Here is a 15412-nt window from a genome sequence, read left to right as displayed (position 1 = left end):
CGCCCTGGTCTTGCTGGCCTACGCAGGCTGGTCATGGTCTGCCACCGGCGCGACCGAATCCACCGATGACGCCACCATCGTCGCCGATCACACCATCGTCGCGCCGCAGGTATCCGGCTTCATCGACGCCGTGTTGGTCGAAGACAACCAGGCCGTCAAGCAAGGCCAACTGCTCGCCCGCATCGACGATCGCGACCATCAGGCTGCGCTGGCGGCCGCAAGCGCCGATCTGACGGTCGCCAGCGCGCGCTTGTCGGATGCGTCGGCAACCCTGGATCGCCAGCAGGCCATAATCGACCAGGCCGTCGCCGTCACGCGCGCCGACCTGGCGGACATTCGCTATGCCGAAAGCGAAGCTCAGCGCCACCGCAGGCTGGCCAGCGAGGGCGCCGGCACGCAGCAGGCCTATGAACAGGCCCGCAGCCGGCTGGACATGGCGCAGGCGCGCCAGGCCGAGCACACGGCCACCTTGCAGGCCGCGCGCAAGCAGCGCGAAGTGCTGGAAGCCAACCGCGAGGCCGCGCAGGCTGGGCTGCTCCGCGCGCAGGCGCTGAAAGACCGCGCGGACCTCAATCTGTCGCATACCCAGGTCGTCTCCCCGATCGAGGGCATCGTCGGCAGGCGCTCGCTGCGCGTCGGCGCCTACGTCAGCCCCGGCACGCCCATTCTCGCGGTGGTGCCGCTGCAGCAGGCCTATGTGGTGGCGAACTTCCGCGAAAAGCAGTTGACCCGCATGCGGCCCGGCCAGCCTGCCATCATCACGGTCGATGCCTATCCGGATACGCCGCTGCGCGGCCGCGTCCAGAGCATCGCGCCGGCGACAGGCCTGAGCTTTGCGCCGGTGGCGCCGAGCAATGCCACGGGCAACTTCACCAAGGTGGCGCAGCGCCTGCCCGTCAAGATCGTGCTGGACGCGCCGGCCGACGACGCGCCGCCGCTGCGCGCCGGCATGTCCGTCGAAGCCGTGGTCGATACCGGGGCGGCAGAGGAGTCCAAGCAATGACCCCGCGCCTCTTTGCCCATGCCGCGCTGGCCTGCCTTCTTTCCGCATTGGGAGGCTGCGCCGTGGGGCCCGACTTTCAGGCTCCCCAGCCGCAATTGCCCGCGCAATGGCGCATGCCCGAGGCTTCCGCCGGGAACAGCGTCCCGGTCCCGCAAGACGTGAACACATTCTGGTGGGACAGCTTCGGCGATGCCACCCTGAGCGCCCTGGTCGCCGAAGCGGCCGAGACCAACCTGGACATACGCATCGCCCACGAGCGCCTGCTGCAAAGCCGCGCGGCCTTGCGCGTGGCCGAGGCCGACGGCCTGCCCGGAATCGGCGCAGGCGCAAGCTACAAGCGCGGCCAGAACAGCGAGGTTGGCCTGTCCGACCCGTCTGGGCGCGGCGGCGAATCCTCATTCAACCTGTGGCAGGCGGGCGTGGACGCCAGCTGGGAACTGGACCTGTGGGGCCGCGTGCGGCGCGAAGTCGAGCAGGCCGGCGCGCAGTCGCAGGCGGCGCTGGAGGCGCAGCGCGGCGTGGTGCTGGCCATCCGCGCGGAAACGGCACGCAACTACATCCTGTTGCGCGGCGCGCAGAACCAGTTGGACGTGCTGCGCAAGACGCTCGCCAATGCCGAGCGCAACCTGGCGTTGACCCGCTTGCGCCAGCGCGAAGGCGTGGCCACCGAACTGGACGTGTCGCAAGCCGATGCGCAGGCCGCCGCCATCGAAGCCGCGGTGCCGCCGCTGGCGCTGCGCATCGACCAATTGATGAATGCCCTGGCGCTGCTGCTGGAGCAGCCGCCCGGCGCGTTGCAGGAACGCCTGGCCGCCATCGGGCCGATACCGGGCGGCCCGCTGCAGGTTCCCGTCGGACTACCCAGCGAACTGGCCGAGCGCAGGCCAGACATCCGCCGCGCGCAAGCCAATCTGCATGCGGCCGTCGCCGCCATCGGCGTGGCCGAAGGCGATTTCTATCCGCGCATCACGCTGTCCGGCAATCTCGGCCTGCAGGCGTTGCAGCTGCGGGATCTCGACACGGATCATGCCGGCATCTTCGGTGTGGGGCCCGCGCTGCAGATCCCCATCTTCCAGGGCGGCCGGCTGCGAGGCCGCCTGCGGCTGCGCGAGTCGCAGGCTCAGGAGGCGGCGCTGCTGTATCAAAAGACCGTGCTGAATGCCTGGCACGAGGTCGACAACGCCATGATCGCCTATCAGGCGCAGCAGCGCACCCGCGTCAGCCTGGAGCGCGCCTCCGGGAGCGCCCGCCAGGCGCTGCTCAAGGCGCAGCGCCAATATGCCGCGGGCGCGTCGGACTTCGTGAATGTGCTCAGCGCACAGAACGCAGTGCTGGCCAGCGACCAGGCCCGCGTATCGACCCAGGCCTCGGTATCGCTGGTGCTGGTGGAGCTGTACCGTTCGCTGGGCGGCGGCTGGGAGCCGCCAGTCGCGGCGGTTAGCCCTGCTTCGGCCCCGCCACAATGAAGAGCCTCGGGAACGGCAGCAACACGGTGCCGTCGGCCATCGCAGGATAGGCCTCTTCGATCAGGGCTTGGTAGCGGGCCAGGAAACTGGCCTGCCCGGCCGCGTCCAACCGGTCCAGGTAGGGCCGCAAGGCCGTGCCCTTGAACCACTCCACGACAGCTGCCGCGCCCGCCAGCGGATGGTGGTAAGTCGTGCGCCACACGTCCAGCAGGCCGCAATGCGGCTTGAGCAGTTCGTAGTACCAGGACGCGCTGTGGCGCGGCGGATGCTTGAAGCCGCCGATGGCGGCGGCCCAGGGCGCCTCGCCGGCCACCTGGCGCGCCAGCCGGTGGGCCTGCTCCTCCAGGTTGTCCGGCGTCTGCACCGCCAGGCTGCCGCCTGGGGCCAGCTTGCCGACCAGGCGGGGATAGAGCGTCGCGTGGTCGGGCACCCATTGCAGCGCGGCGTTCGCCAGGATCACGTCGTAGGTCCCGGGCGGATCCCACGTGGCGATATCGGCCAGTTCGAACTGCATCCCTGGCAGGCGCTTTCTCGCCGACTGGAGCATGTCCTCCGAGCTGTCCATGCCGCTGACCTCGGCGCCGGGATAGCGGCTGGCCAGCACCTCGGTAGAGTTGCCCGGGCCGCAGCCCAGGTCCACCGCGCGCTTCACGTCCTGGTTGGGCAAGGCGGCAACCAGGTCCCGCACCGGACGGGTGCGCTCGTTTTCAAAGGCGGAATACTGTTTGGCGGACCAGCTGGTCATGACGGTTCCTTGCGGCATTTGGACTGTCCAGCACTCTACGCCCACCGCAAAGGCGCGACAAATCCCAAAAAATGCGCCCGCCATATCCATCGGATATGGCGGGCGGCTTGCGTCAGACCGCGGGGCTTACTCCGCCGCGAGTTCCTGCTTGGCAGCGTCCGAGCGGGTTTTCCACAGCGAGAACAACACGCCGCCTGCGATCAGGCCAAAGGTCACCGACAGCGACACAACCGCCGGCACCTTGCCGATGAAGCCGACCAGGAAGATCTTGGTGCCAATGAAGACCAGGACCAGGGCCAGCGCGTACTTCAGGTAATGGAAGCGGTGGATCATCGCGGCCAGCGCAAAGTACAGCGCACGCAGGCCCAGGATGGCGAAAATGTTGCTGGTGTAGACGATGAACGGATCGGTGGTGATGGCGAAGATCGCCGGCACCGAGTCCACCGCGAACAACAGGTCCACGAACTCGATCAGCACCAGCGCCAGCAGCAGCGGCGTGGCCCAGCGCACCTTCTTCGAGGTGGCGGGATCCGTCTCCATCACCCAGAACGCGTTGCCGCGCAGCCCTTCCGTGACGCGCATGCGGCGCTTCAGGAATTTCAGGATGGGGTTGGACGCGATATCGGGCGTCTGGTCCGCAATCATCCACATCTTGATCCCGGTGAACACCAGGAAGGCGCCGAAGACGTACAGCAGCCAGCCGAAGTTGCTGACCAAAGCCGCGCCCAGGCCTATCATGATGGCGCGCAGCACGATCACGCCCAGGATGCCCCAGAACAACACACGGTGCTGGTACTGACGCGGAATCGCGAAGAAACTGAAGATCAGCGCGATCACGAAGACGTTGTCCATCGACAGCGACTTCTCGATCATGAAGCCCGTGTAGTAGGCCATGCCGCTAGTGGAACCCATCTGCCACCAGACCCAGGCGCCGAACAGCAGCGCCGCGCTGATGTAGCCGGCGGACAGCAGCAGGCTCTCGCGCACGCCGATCTCGCGGTCTTCCTTGTGCAGCACGCCCAGGTCAAAGGCCAGCAAGGCGACCACGATGCCGATGAATAGCAGCCAGCTCCAGGCCGGTGTGCCGAAGAAATCGGCGGAGAGTAAGGTGAGCAAGGTGTCCATGATGTTCCCGCTTGTGTTCGAAGGGGCTCATGATCCGGATCCCGGGCGAATGGAGAAATCAGCCTGAAAGTGAGTTAAGGTTCGAAAAAACCGAAGTGATTCCTGCCATGCTCAATTACCGACACCTGTACTACTTCTGGATGGTCGCCAAGGAAGGCGGGTTTTCCCGCGCCGCCGAAAGGCTGGACATGGCCATCCAGACCATCAGCGCGCAAGTGCGCGAACTTGAAAAAAACCTGGGCCATCAACTGCTCAAGCCGGCCGGGCGCGGCGTGGCGTTGACCGACGCGGGCGAAGCCGCCTTCGCCCGCGCCGAAGAGATCTTCCAGATCGGCCAAGTGCTGCCCCAGGAAGTCCGCGCGGCGGCCACCAAGCCCGTCATGCGGCTTTCCGTGGGTCTGTCCGACGGCATTTCCAAGCTGGCCGCGCAGGCTTTGCTGGGTCCGGTGCTGCACACCCCGGACCTGCGCCTGACCTGCCACGAGGGCGAGGTCGAGGAACTGCTGGGCGAACTGGCCCAGCACCACTTGGACCTGGTGCTGGCCGGCCAAGGAGCGCCCGCCAACCCCAACCTGCGCCTCACCAGCGACCGCCTGGTGTCGTCGCCGGTGGACTGGTACGGCCCCGCCAAGCTGGTGCGCAAGGCCGACACGCAGGACTTCCCGCGCTGCCTGGAGCGCCTGCCGGTGCTGCTGCCCACCGGCCATTCCGTGCTGCGCCAGACGCTGGACCGCTGGTTCGCCGAACAAGGCATTTATCCCAATGTGGTGGGAGAATTCGAGGACAGCGCCCTGATGTCGGTTTTCGCGGCCCGCGGCCTGGGGGTATTTCCGCTCAGCCGCCTGGGCGGCGGCGACATCGGCGTGCTGCGGGGCTTGCGTCCCCTGGCCCGCTGCGACGACGTGCACGAGGAAATCCACGCCATCCGCAACCGCCGCGGACAGCACCATCCGCTGGTCCAGATCGTCCTCGCCAAGGCAAAGACTTCGGTTTTTTCTTAATGTTTGTCACAACCACGCTGGTTTTTCAGAAATAGAATCCGCCTTATCGTGGACCCTCTTTTGAAATATCGGAGTACCACCTCAATGAAAAAGATCATCTGGCTCGCCTTCGCCGTGCTTGCCGCACTCTGGACCGGGCTGGTTGCGCTGACGCTGCAGCTGACCAACTGGGTCCTGTCGACCATCGCCACGACCCAGGTGCCCGGCACGGCGCTGGACACGTCGCAATGGGTCCCGCCCGCCTGGGCCGCCGCCTGGGTCGACCCCGCCTGGCTGCAGACGCTGCAGGGCGGCCTGGTCTGGGCCGCGCAGGGCCTGAACCAGATGCTGCCCTTCGCCGGCAGCCTCGGCACGCTGATCTCGGTGCTGGCCTGGATCTTCTGGGGCTTCATCATCGTGGGCTTGCTGGTACTGGCACTGATCCTCCACTGGCTGGCCGGCAAGCGCGAGCAAGCCGCGGCGCCCGGCCGTCAAGTGGTGTAATAAGGCAGGCAACGCGGCAACCCGGCGCGCTGCCTCCTCATAGGAGCGTGCCGTGCCCATCGTCCATTCCCCTGTTCCCAAGCTGTTCCTGGCGGCCCTGCTGGCCACGGCCGCCACGACAGCGCAGGCGCATCCTGCGCGCGCCGCCTACGGCGTCGAGGTCTGCACGGTCACGGGGACTTCCGGGGAATACAGCGTGCGCGTGCGCAACACCGGCACCGCGCCCCTGGCCCGCGCCGAGGTCAACGGCGTCAGCCTGGATGCCAGCGGGAATGCGGCCGGACCGCTCACCGTCAACCTGACCGACATCCCTCCCGGCAAGTACAAGACCGCGGTGCTGGGCCGTCCGGGCAATGGCGCGGCTCTGGTCAGCATCGCCACCTATGTCAGCGCCAACGGCGCCGAAACGCATCAGCAGGACCTGTTTGCCGGCAAGGTGGCGCACGTCTCGCCCGGCTCGGCCTTGCAGTACACGCTGGCCCCCCTGGCTGTGCGCGGCTGGACGGTGGCCTACGGCACCAAGCAGGATCCCAAGCTGGAAGCCGGCAGCGCGGTGCTGCTGATCTACCCGGTCACCCTGGGCAAGAAGCGGGATGCGACGCGGCCGGACGCCGGACGCGCGCCTGCCGACGTGGTGCCGCTTGCGCCGTGCGCCGCCGAAGGGGCGAAGAAGTCCTGAACACGCTCAGGTGCCGCTGAGCAGGTCGCGCTCGTTCAGCAGCGCATAGACGATCTCGGGCCGGTTGTCGAAGCCGCGGCGGATGGCGGCGGGGATCGCCGTGCGCGTCTTGCGGCACAAGCCGAGCTGGTCCTCCAGCTGGATCGCAATCCCGCGCGAAGTGCGCACCTCGTTTTCGCTGGGCGTGATGAGGATCACGATGCCCAATTGCGCCTGGATGCGCCCCTGCATGGCGCGCAGGTCCTCCAGGCTGGAGATGTTCTCCAGCCGCGCCACCAGGCGTTTCTCTTCTTCCTTGGTCAGCCGCAGCACGCGGATGTCCGCGGCGGGATCGGCCAGCAGCCGGTCGCGGTCGCACACGCATGCGCCCGGCGGACATTCTTGACGGATGGGAAACGGAAAATTCATGGCAGGCGGAGCGCGTCGCGGCAATCTTGCGTATCTTGGAATTCTACCCAGGATCCCGCGCCCAACGCCGGGCGGCAAACCCTCGTTTCCCCGCAAGCCGCTGCGGCATAATGCCTCACCGAGTCGACGGCGCGGAGGGCGCCCCATGAGAGCATTCCTGTCCGTGGCGGCGCTGGCCGCGCTGTCCGCGCTGAGCCAGAACGCCGCCGCGCGCGATTACCCCTATTCGATCCGCCCCGGCCTGTCCGCCGTGGTGACAATTGGCGAACTGTCGGAGCAGCGCTTGAGCGCGCGTGTGGGCGATGGGACCGCTCAGGAAATCGCGATCATCGGCGGCGACGAGGAAGTCGACCAGTTCCAGGACGTGGACGTGGACCATGACGGCTACCGCGACTTCGTCATCGGCCAGACCGGCGGCGGCACACAAGCCATTTCGCGCATATTCCTGTACCGCCCGCAGGATGGACGCTTTCTCGAAGTGCCGCATCCCGATGCCGCGGCCAGTCCCTGCCGCGGCTTCGTCAACCCCGTATTCGACGCAGGCAAGCCCGTCTTCTCCGTGGCGTGCCGCTACAGCGCCGACACCTATGGCTTCGAGGAATACCGGGTGTGCCCGGACGGCTCGGCGCAGGCCATTTCCTGGACGCGGCGCGAAGGCGAAACGGAGCGGCGTGTCCCGCACCCCGGATCCCGGGCCGGAAAATGCGTGCCGCGGCCGCTATAGTTGCGCTTCCGCCTTCCTGGCTCCTACGTCCGAGGACACCCCCGCCGTGCTGATTTTCCACAACCCTGTCCATGAAAAACATGCTGGCCGACAGGAAATGTTCCGCGGCAAGCTGGTGCCCTGTCACGAAACCCCGGCGCGCCTGGAGTTCGTGCTGGAAGCGCTGCGTCACCGCAGCATCGGAGAATTGCGCGCGCCGTCGGCCGCAGACCTGGATCTGGTCAAGCGCGTGCACACTCCGCGCTACGTGGATTTCCTGGCCAGCGCGTGGCGCGATTGGGTCGCGCTGGATCCAGACAATGCGGGGTTGGACATCCTGCCCTCGATCTGGCCCGTGCGCGGCTTCCGCCACGACATCGAACCCACCAACTTCGCCGCACGGGTCGGCCTGTTCTCGTTTGACAGCGGCTGCCCGCTGACCGCCGGCACCTGGGAAGCCGCCACCGCCGGCGCCGCCTGCGCCATCGACGCCGCTCGCGCCGTATCCGCGGCGAGCGGTCCGCGCGCCGCCATGGCGCTCACACGCCCCCCAGGCCACCATGCAGGGCCGGATTTCTTCGGCGGCTATTGCTTCATCAACAACGCGGCGCTGGCGGCGCAAGCCCTGCGCGAAGCTGGCGCCGAGCGCGTCGCCATCCTGGACGTGGACTACCACCACGGCAATGGCACGCAGAGCATCTTCTACGAGCGCGCCGACGTGCTGACCGTGTCGGTGCATGGCGATCCGACCACCGAGTACCCCTTCTACCTGGGCTACGCCGACGAGCGCGGCGCTGGCGCGGGATTGGGCGCCAACCTGAACCTGCCGCTGCCCGCAGGCACCGGCTTCGCCGCCTGGACCCAGGCGCTGGAACAAGGGCTGGCCGCGGTGCGCGCCTTCAATGCGGACGCAGTCGTGATCGCGCTGGGCGTGGACACTTATGAAGGCGATCCCATCTCCAAGTTCCAGCTCAAGAGCGCCGACTACCTGCATGTGGGCCGCCTGCTGGCCGGCCTGGGCCTGCCGGCAGTGTTCACGATGGAAGGCGGCTATGCCGTGGCGGACGTGGGCATCAACGTCGCCAACGTCCTGGAAGGCTACGCCGGCTGAGCGGCCGCGCGCCGGAAACTTGCCGTTCGATCGACGCCCGGATCGCCGCATCCTCGCGCGATGCGTGATGCGCTCCAGGCGTTGCCTTCAACGTTCCTGTCGCATCAATCCCGCGTTTCCAGCACCTTGTTGATGCGCAGCGCCAACAGCGTGCAGGCCGCACCGGACAGCAGGTAGATGCTGACCGCCACCAGTCCGAAGCGCGCCGACAGGCCCAGCGCGACCAGCGGCGCGAATGCCGCGCCGATCAGCCAGGCCATGTCGGAAGTCAGCGCCGCGCCCGTGTAGCGGAAGCGGCGCGTGAAGTTTGCGGTAACGGTGCCCGAGGCCTGGCCGTAGGACAGCCCCAGCAACGCGAAGCCCACCAGGATGAACGCGTCCTGCGCCTTCGGGCCGCCACCCAGCAGCCAGGGCGTGAACAGCGCAAACACGGCGATCAGCACGGCCAACAGGCCCAGCGTGGTGCGCCGTCCGATGCGGTCGGCCAGCCAGCCCGACGCGACGGTACCCAGAATGCCCAGTACCGCGCCTATGATCTGCACGATCAGCACGTCCTGGATCTGCTGGGTGGCGCTGACCGCGATCCACGACAGCGGAAACACCGTGACCAAATGGAACAAGGCATAGCTGGCCAGCGCCGCGAACGCGCCGATGAACAGGTTGTAGCCTTGCTCGCGCACCATCTGCGTGATGCTGATGGGTTCGAGCTCGCCCTCTTCCAGCAGTTGCGTGTATTCCTCGGTCACGACCAGCCGCAACCGCGCGAACAGCGCCACCACGTTGATCGCGAACGCCACGAAGAAGGGATAGCGCCAGCCCCATTCCAGGAAATCGGCTTCGGTCAGCGTCACGTGCAGGAACAGGAACAACGCGCTGGCCACCATGAAGCCCACGGGCGCACCCAGCTGGCCCAGCATCGAATACCAACCGCGGCGATTGGGCGGCGCATTCAAGGCCAGCAGCGACGGCAGCCCATCCCATGAACCGCCCAGCGCCAGGCCTTGCAGGCAACGGAACACCGCCAGCAATGTGATCGCGTGCGCGCCGATGACGTTGTAGCCCGGCAGGAAGGCCATGCCCACCGTGGCGGTGCCCAATAGAAACAAGGCAATGGTCAGTTTGGTTGCGCGTCCCCAGCGCCGCTGCGCCGCCATTGATAGCGCAGTGCCGATAGGCCGCATGATGAACGCGAACGAGAAGATGACGAAGGACCAGAGGGTGCCTTCCAGCCGCGGTTCGAAAGGAAAGAAGACCTGCGGGAATACCAGCACGCAGGCGATGCCGAAGACGAAGAAATCGAAGTATTCGGAGGCGCGTCCCACCACCACGCCGACGGCGATTTCACCCGGCGCCACCTTGGCGTGGCTGCCTGCGCCACCGGCCGCGCCGGGCGCGGGAAACGTAGGAGCATGACCGGGATATTGCGTGCTGGTCGCCATGTGAATGCTCGCTGAAAGGAGGTTCGGAATACGCCTGATCTACGATCCTGCAACACCTCAGCGCGCCCGGAACCCATATCGCGCAGAGCCGCCCCGTTGCTGGAATGCAGCCCTGATCCGCGCGCGTCGCCTTGCACATTTTTGTTCTTTTTACCCTAGATTTTTCGCGGCTTCCAGCGTAGTGTTGCGTTTACTTCCCACGGTTACGTTTCGGGGTATGGTCATGCCGTCCTTCCCAAGGTTCCGCGGATTGGTCCTGATTGCCGCTCTGCCATTGCTCGCCGGATGCAATGCGGTCCTGCTCTCGCCGTCGGGCGACATAGCATTGCAGCAGCGCAACCTGATCATCATTTCGACCGGCTTGATGCTGCTGATCATCGTGCCGGTGATCTTCCTGACGTTCCTGTTCGCCTGGCGCTATCGCGCAAGCAACAAGGAAGCGCACTACGAGCCCGACTGGAACCACTCCACCATGCTGGAGCTTCTGATCTGGGCGGCGCCGCTGCTTATCATCATTGCGCTGGGCGCGCTTACCTGGGTCAGCACGCACCAGCTGGATCCCTACCGCCCGCTCGCGCGCCTGTCCGAAGGCCGCGAAGTGCCGGCCGGCACCAAGCCGCTGGTGGTCGAAGTCGTGGCGCTGGACTGGAAATGGCTGTTCATCTATCCCGAGCAAGGCATCGCGGCGGTGAACGAAATGGCGGCCCCGGTGGACCGCCCCATCCAGTTCCGCATCACCTCGTCCACGGTGATGAACTCCTTCTTCGTGCCCGCGCTGGCGGGCCAGATCTACGCCATGCCCGGCATGCAGACCACCTTGCACGCCGTGATCAACCACCCCGGCGAATATGAAGGCATTTCCGCCAACTACAGCGGCTCGGGCTTCTCCGGCATGCGCTTCAAGTTCCATGGGGTAGACCAGCAAGGCTTCGAAAAGTGGGTGGCGAGCGCGCGCGCGTCCGACGCCGCGCTCAGCCGCCACGCCTACCTGAAGCTTGAGCAGCCGAGCGAACGCAATCCGGTGCAGCTCTATGCATCCAGCGCGCCCGGCCTGTTCGAAGCGATCGTCAATCGCTGCGTGGAACCCAACCGCATGTGCATGCGCGACGCGATGGCCATCGACGCGCAGGGCGGCATGGGCATACCCGGAGCGCTCAACGTCACGACCCTGGACGCGGAAACGCGGGAGCGCCTGGGACTGACCGGCACGCCGCCGCGCAAGTACGTGGGCGCAATGTGCACGGCCACCGAAGGATTGGTCCTGTAGCGGATCGCTGGCGCACGGCGATCCGGATGATGCAAGGGCTTCGTGAAATTGCGGTCTTTTTGCTGGAATCGAGATGCCTGACCAACCAGACCTCACCAAGCTGATCTTCGGTAAGTTGACCTGGGAAGCCATTCCCTACCATGAACCGATCCTGCTCGCCACCTTCATCGCCGTGGCCATAGGCGGCATCGCGGTGCTGGGCGCCATCACCTACTATGGCAAATGGGGCTACCTGTGGCGCGAGTGGTTCACCAGCATCGACCACAAGAAGATCGGCATCATGTACGTCATCCTGGGCGTCGTGATGCTGCTGCGCGGCTTCGCCGACGCCATCATGATGCGCCTGCAGCAGGCGGTGGCCTTCGGCGATTCGACGGGCTACCTGCCGCCGCACCACTACGACCAGATCTTCACCGCGCACGGCGTGATCATGATCTTCTTCGTGGCCATGCCGCTGGTCACGGGGCTGATGAACTACATCGTGCCCTTGCAGATCGGCGCGCGCGACGTGGCCTTTCCCTTCCTGAACAACTTCAGCTTCTGGATGACCACGGGCGGCGTGATCCTGGTCATGATGTCGCTCTTCGTGGGCGAGTTCGCGCGCACCGGCTGGCTGGCGTATCCGCCTTTATCGGGCATCATGCAAAGTCCCGACGTGGGCGTCGACTACTACATATGGGCCTTGCAGATAGCGGGGGTAGGCACATTGCTGTCGGGCGTGAACCTGCTGGTCACCATCGTCAAGATGCGCGCGCCCGGCATGACCATGATGCGCATGCCCATCTTCACCTGGACCGCGCTGTGCACCAACGTGCTGATCGTGGCGGCCTTTCCGGTGCTGACCGCGGTGCTGGCGTTGCTGTCCATGGACCGCTACGTGGGCACCAACTTCTTCACCGCGGACTTCGGCGGCAACGCCATGATGTACGTGAACCTGATCTGGATCTGGGGCCACCCCGAGGTCTACATCCTGATCCTGCCGGCCTTTGGCATCTTCTCCGAAGTGGTCTCCACCTTCTGCAGCAAGCGCCTCTTCGGCTACGCGTCCATGGTCTACGCCACGGTCGTGATCACGGTGCTGTCGTACCTGGTGTGGCTGCACCACTTCTTCACCATGGGGTCGGGGGCCAGCGTGAACTCGTTCTTCGGGATCACCACCATGATCATCTCGATCCCGACCGGGGCCAAGATCTTCAACTGGCTGTTCACCATGTACCACGGCCGCATCCGCTTCGAAGTCCCCATGCTATGGACGATGGGCTTCATGGTGACCTTCGTGATCGGCGGCATGACGGGCGTGCTGCTGGCCGTGCCGCCCGCCGACTTCGTGCTGCACAACAGCCTGTTCCTGATCGCGCACTTCCACAACGTGATCATCGGCGGCGTGCTGTTCGGGCTGATGGCCGGCATCACGTACTGGTTCCCGAAGGCCTTCGGCTACAAGCTCGATCCGTTCTGGGGCAAGTGCTCGTTCTGGTTCTGGCTGGTCGGCTTCTACGTCGCCTTCATGCCGCTGTATGTGCTGGGGCTGATGGGCGTGACGCGCCGCGTAAACCATTTCGAGGACATGTCGCTGCAGATCTGGTTCCAGGTGGCGGCCTTCGGCGCGCTGCTGATCGCCTGCGGCATCGCCAGCTTCCTGATCCAACTGGTGGTGAGCTACCGCCGCCGCGAATCGCTGCGCGACACCAGCGGCGATCCCTGGGACGGGCGCACGCTGGAATGGTCGACCTCGTCGCCCCCGCCCAACTACAACTTCGCCTTCACGCCACGCGTGCATGACCAGGACGCGTGGTGGCAGATGAAGCAGCACGGCTACCTGCGGCCGCAGCAGGGCTTCATCCCCATCCACATGCCCAAGAACACCTGGGCGGGCATCGTGCTGGCGGGCATCAGCGTGGTGATGGGCTTCGCGCTGATCTGGCATATGTGGCCGCTGACCGTGCTGTCGTTCGCGGCGCTGATCCTGGTGGCCATCATTCATACCTTCAACTACAAGCGCGACTACTACGTGCCGGCCGACGAGGTCGTGCGCGCTGAAGACGCCCGCACAAGGTTGCTAGCGAAAAATGTCTGATACCCTCGCCCCCAACCTGCCCGGCGGCGCCGCGCCGCCGGCGGAGCCCGTGTTCCACGTCGCGGGCGAACACCATCCCAAGAACGGCACCCTGCTGGGGTTCTGGGTCTACCTGATGAGCGACTGCCTCATCTTCGCCTGCCTGTTCGCCACCTACGGCGTGCTCGGCCGCAATTACGCGGCGGGTCCATCCGGCGCCGACCTGTTCGACCTACCGCTGGTGGCGGTCAACACCGCGCTGTTGCTGCTGTCGTCGATCACCTACGGCTTCGCCATGCTGGAGATGCGGCGCAACCGCGTCGGCGCAACCCAGCTTTGGCTGGCCGTGACCGGCATCCTGGGGCTGGGCTTCCTGTCGCTGGAACTGTACGAATTCGCGCACCTGATCCACCAGGGCGCCGGGCCGCAGCGCAGCGCTTTCCTGTCGTCCTTCTTCACGCTGGTCGGCACCCACGGGCTGCACGTCACCTTCGGCATCGTTTGGCTGGTGACGATGATGATCCAGGTCCAGATGCATGGACTGATCCCGGAAAACCGCCGCCGCCTGATGTGCCTGTCCATGTTCTGGCACTTCCTGGACCTGATCTGGGTGGGCGTGTTCACCTTCGTCTACCTGATGGGAGTGCTGCCATGAGCGCGCACCTGGATCATCCGGCCGATCACGGCCACGGCGGCCACGACCACCACGACGACGATGACGGCGCCGCCCACGGCACCTTCAAGAGCTACATGACGGGCTTCGTGCTGGCGGCCATCCTGACCGCCATCCCGTTCTGGCTGGTGATGAACCGCGTGTTCCCCGAATCCCGCACCACCGCGCTGGTGATCCTGGCCTTCGCCGCGGTGCAGATCGTGGTCCACATCATCTACTTCCTGCACATGGACACCAAGTCCGAAAGCGGCTGGAACATGTTGGCGTTAATATTCACGCTGGTGCTGGTCGTAATCACGCTCAGCGGATCCATCTGGATCATGTATCACCTCGACTCCAATATGATGCCCATGTCCACCCACGACATGCGGAAAATGCCCTGATGGTTGCAGTAAACGACTCTACTTCCCGCGACACCTCCTCCCGCAATCCGCGCAGCAAGATCACCCTGGTCATCCTGGGGGTGCTTGCTGTCGCCATTTTCGCGGGGCTCTGCGCCCTGGGCACCTGGCAGGTGCAGCGGCTGGCCTGGAAACGCACCCTGATCGCGCAGGTCGAGCAGCGCGCCCATGCGGCGCCCGCGCCGGCTCCGGCCAAGGCCGAATGGCCCGCGCTGACTTCCGACAACGCCGAATACCGCCGGGTCACGGCCACCGGCACCTACCTGTACGACCGCCAGACCCTGGTGCAGGCCGCAACCGAACTGGGCAGCGGCTACTGGGTCATGACTCCGCTGCAACTGCCCGAAGGCGGCACGGTGTTGGTCAACCGTGGCTTCGTGCTGCCCGAATGGCGCAAGAGCAAGTCCGCCATACAGTCCGCGCCCGAACAGGCCAGCGTCACGGGCCTGCTGCGCATGGGCGAGCCCGGCCATGGTTTCCTGCGCAACAACGATCCGGCGACCAACCTCTGGTACTCGCGCGACCTGCCCGCCATCGCCGCGGCGCGTGGCCTGACCGACGTGGCGCCCTACTTCATCGACGCCGATGCGACGGGCAAGGACGGCAGCGGGCGCACCGCGCCGGTCGGCGGCCTGACGGTGCTGAACTTCCCCAACAACCACCTGGGCTACGCCATCACCTGGTACGCCCTGGCGGCCATGGTGCTGGTCGGCGTATTCATCTTCGTGCGCGAGGAAAAGCGGGCGCGGCGCAAGGGCTGAACCTGCCGGCCACGGCCGGTGTCCTACAATGAGGGCTGGGAACAGCGCTGGGCTAATGGCTCGCGTGCTGTTCCCTTTTTGTTTTTCCACC

The 15412-nt window shown here is 65.9% G+C and carries 16 protein-coding genes; 12 read left to right on the top strand and 4 right to left on the bottom strand.

Annotated elements, in window-relative coordinates; translation table 11 throughout:
* The first annotated feature begins 10 nt into the window (after positions 1-10).
* Both WBB14_RS31115 and WBB14_RS31110 read left to right on the top strand, forming a co-directional pair.
* Entirely contained in the window at positions 11-1003 is a 993-nt protein-coding gene (locus tag WBB14_RS31115; RefSeq protein WP_424243192.1) for an HlyD family secretion protein, read from the top strand.
* A complete protein-coding gene (locus WBB14_RS31110; RefSeq protein WP_424243191.1) occupies positions 1000-2469 on the top strand; it encodes an efflux transporter outer membrane subunit in 1470 nt (489 codons plus the stop codon). Before WBB14_RS31115 ends, WBB14_RS31110 begins: the two co-directional genes overlap by 4 nt.
* On the opposite strand, the gene tam is transcribed toward WBB14_RS31110, so the two are convergent.
* Both tam and WBB14_RS31100 read right to left on the bottom strand, forming a co-directional pair.
* Positions 2441-3214, bottom strand: a complete 774-nt coding sequence (tam, locus tag WBB14_RS31105) for a trans-aconitate 2-methyltransferase (protein ID WP_424243190.1) — start codon at positions 3212-3214, stop codon at positions 2441-2443. The genes WBB14_RS31110 and tam overlap by 29 nt on opposite strands.
* Before the next feature lie 126 nt (positions 3215-3340).
* Positions 3341-4339: a TerC family protein gene (locus WBB14_RS31100; protein WP_424243189.1), complete on the bottom strand. Its 999-nt coding sequence runs from the start codon at positions 4337-4339 to the stop codon at positions 3341-3343.
* Between the two features lie 107 nt (positions 4340-4446).
* Here WBB14_RS31100 and WBB14_RS31095 point away from each other — a divergent pair, with 107 nt between their 5' ends.
* From WBB14_RS31095 to WBB14_RS31085, 3 genes are all read left to right on the top strand, one after another.
* On the top strand, positions 4447-5340 hold the full coding sequence (locus WBB14_RS31095) for a LysR family transcriptional regulator (protein WP_424243188.1): 894 nt from the start codon (positions 4447-4449) through the stop codon (positions 5338-5340).
* An 84-nt stretch (positions 5341-5424) separates the two neighbouring features.
* A complete protein-coding gene (locus tag WBB14_RS31090) occupies positions 5425-5823 on the top strand; it encodes a hypothetical protein (RefSeq protein WP_054451706.1) in 399 nt (132 codons plus the stop codon).
* 52 nt (positions 5824-5875) lie between these two features.
* Positions 5876-6502: a hypothetical protein gene (locus WBB14_RS31085; protein ID WP_424243187.1), complete on the top strand. Its 627-nt coding sequence runs from the start codon at positions 5876-5878 to the stop codon at positions 6500-6502.
* Positions 6503-6508: 6 nt separating this feature from the next.
* Here WBB14_RS31085 and WBB14_RS31080 read toward each other — a convergent pair whose 3' ends face one another.
* On the bottom strand, positions 6509-6910 hold the full coding sequence (locus WBB14_RS31080) for a hypothetical protein (RefSeq protein ID WP_424243186.1): 402 nt from the start codon (positions 6908-6910) through the stop codon (positions 6509-6511).
* Positions 6911-7055: 145 nt separating this feature from the next.
* On the opposite strand from WBB14_RS31080, the gene WBB14_RS31075 reads away from it, so the two are divergent.
* Positions 7056-7634, top strand: a complete 579-nt coding sequence (locus WBB14_RS31075) for an XAC2610-related protein (protein ID WP_424243185.1) — start codon at positions 7056-7058, stop codon at positions 7632-7634.
* Positions 7635-7680: 46 nt separating this feature from the next.
* On the top strand, positions 7681-8724 hold the full coding sequence (locus WBB14_RS31070; RefSeq protein WP_424243184.1) for a histone deacetylase family protein: 1044 nt from the start codon (positions 7681-7683) through the stop codon (positions 8722-8724).
* 104 nt (positions 8725-8828) lie between these two features.
* On the opposite strand, the gene WBB14_RS31065 is transcribed toward WBB14_RS31070, so the two are convergent.
* The gene (locus WBB14_RS31065) at positions 8829-10163 is read right to left on the bottom strand and encodes an MFS transporter (RefSeq protein ID WP_424243183.1); all 1335 of its coding nucleotides are present in this window, start codon (positions 10161-10163) and stop codon (positions 8829-8831) included.
* A 223-nt stretch (positions 10164-10386) separates the two neighbouring features.
* Between WBB14_RS31065 and cyoA the strand changes: the two genes are divergently transcribed.
* The 5 genes from cyoA (at position 10387) to WBB14_RS31040 (ending at position 15321) form a co-directional block, all read left to right on the top strand.
* Positions 10387-11430: a ubiquinol oxidase subunit II gene (gene cyoA, locus WBB14_RS31060; RefSeq protein ID WP_424243182.1), complete on the top strand. Its 1044-nt coding sequence runs from the start codon at positions 10387-10389 to the stop codon at positions 11428-11430.
* 73 nt (positions 11431-11503) lie between these two features.
* On the top strand, positions 11504-13507 hold the full coding sequence (cyoB, locus tag WBB14_RS31055; RefSeq protein ID WP_424243181.1) for a cytochrome o ubiquinol oxidase subunit I: 2004 nt from the start codon (positions 11504-11506) through the stop codon (positions 13505-13507).
* On the top strand, positions 13500-14141 hold the full coding sequence (gene cyoC, locus WBB14_RS31050; protein WP_424243180.1) for a cytochrome o ubiquinol oxidase subunit III: 642 nt from the start codon (positions 13500-13502) through the stop codon (positions 14139-14141). The genes cyoB and cyoC overlap by 8 nt, the downstream gene beginning before the upstream one ends.
* The gene (gene cyoD, locus WBB14_RS31045) at positions 14138-14542 is read left to right on the top strand and encodes a cytochrome o ubiquinol oxidase subunit IV (RefSeq protein WP_424243179.1); all 405 of its coding nucleotides are present in this window, start codon (positions 14138-14140) and stop codon (positions 14540-14542) included. The genes cyoC and cyoD overlap by 4 nt, the downstream gene beginning before the upstream one ends.
* Positions 14542-15321 (top strand): SURF1 family protein, encoded by a 780-nt coding sequence (locus WBB14_RS31040; RefSeq protein WP_424243178.1) that lies wholly within the window; start codon positions 14542-14544, stop codon positions 15319-15321. The genes cyoD and WBB14_RS31040 overlap by 1 nt, the downstream gene beginning before the upstream one ends.
* Positions 15322-15412 lie beyond the last annotated feature (91 nt).

Origin of the sequence: Achromobacter sp. (assembly GCF_049647645.1) — a bacterium.
Lineage (GTDB): Bacteria > Pseudomonadota > Gammaproteobacteria > Burkholderiales > Burkholderiaceae_B > Achromobacter.
This window is presented reverse-complemented; position numbering and strand designations above follow the sequence as displayed.

Coding starts and splice junctions, on each gene's coding strand:
- WBB14_RS31080 (WP_424243186.1), bottom strand. CDS start 6,910: ATGAATTTTCCGTTTCCCATCCGTCAAGAATGTCCGCCGGGCGCATGC.
- WBB14_RS31040 (WP_424243178.1), top strand. CDS start 14,542: ATGGTTGCAGTAAACGACTCTACTTCCCGCGACACCTCCTCCCGCAAT.
- cyoD (WP_424243179.1), top strand. CDS start 14,138: ATGAGCGCGCACCTGGATCATCCGGCCGATCACGGCCACGGCGGCCAC.
- cyoA (WP_424243182.1), top strand. CDS start 10,387: ATGCCGTCCTTCCCAAGGTTCCGCGGATTGGTCCTGATTGCCGCTCTG.
- WBB14_RS31095 (WP_424243188.1), top strand. CDS start 4,447: ATGCTCAATTACCGACACCTGTACTACTTCTGGATGGTCGCCAAGGAA.
- WBB14_RS31090 (WP_054451706.1), top strand. CDS start 5,425: ATGAAAAAGATCATCTGGCTCGCCTTCGCCGTGCTTGCCGCACTCTGG.
- WBB14_RS31110 (WP_424243191.1), top strand. CDS start 1,000: ATGACCCCGCGCCTCTTTGCCCATGCCGCGCTGGCCTGCCTTCTTTCC.
- WBB14_RS31075 (WP_424243185.1), top strand. CDS start 7,056: ATGAGAGCATTCCTGTCCGTGGCGGCGCTGGCCGCGCTGTCCGCGCTG.
- WBB14_RS31065 (WP_424243183.1), bottom strand. CDS start 10,163: ATGGCGACCAGCACGCAATATCCCGGTCATGCTCCTACGTTTCCCGCG.
- tam (WP_424243190.1), bottom strand. CDS start 3,214: ATGACCAGCTGGTCCGCCAAACAGTATTCCGCCTTTGAAAACGAGCGC.
- WBB14_RS31100 (WP_424243189.1), bottom strand. CDS start 4,339: ATGGACACCTTGCTCACCTTACTCTCCGCCGATTTCTTCGGCACACCG.
- cyoB (WP_424243181.1), top strand. CDS start 11,504: ATGCCTGACCAACCAGACCTCACCAAGCTGATCTTCGGTAAGTTGACC.
- cyoC (WP_424243180.1), top strand. CDS start 13,500: ATGTCTGATACCCTCGCCCCCAACCTGCCCGGCGGCGCCGCGCCGCCG.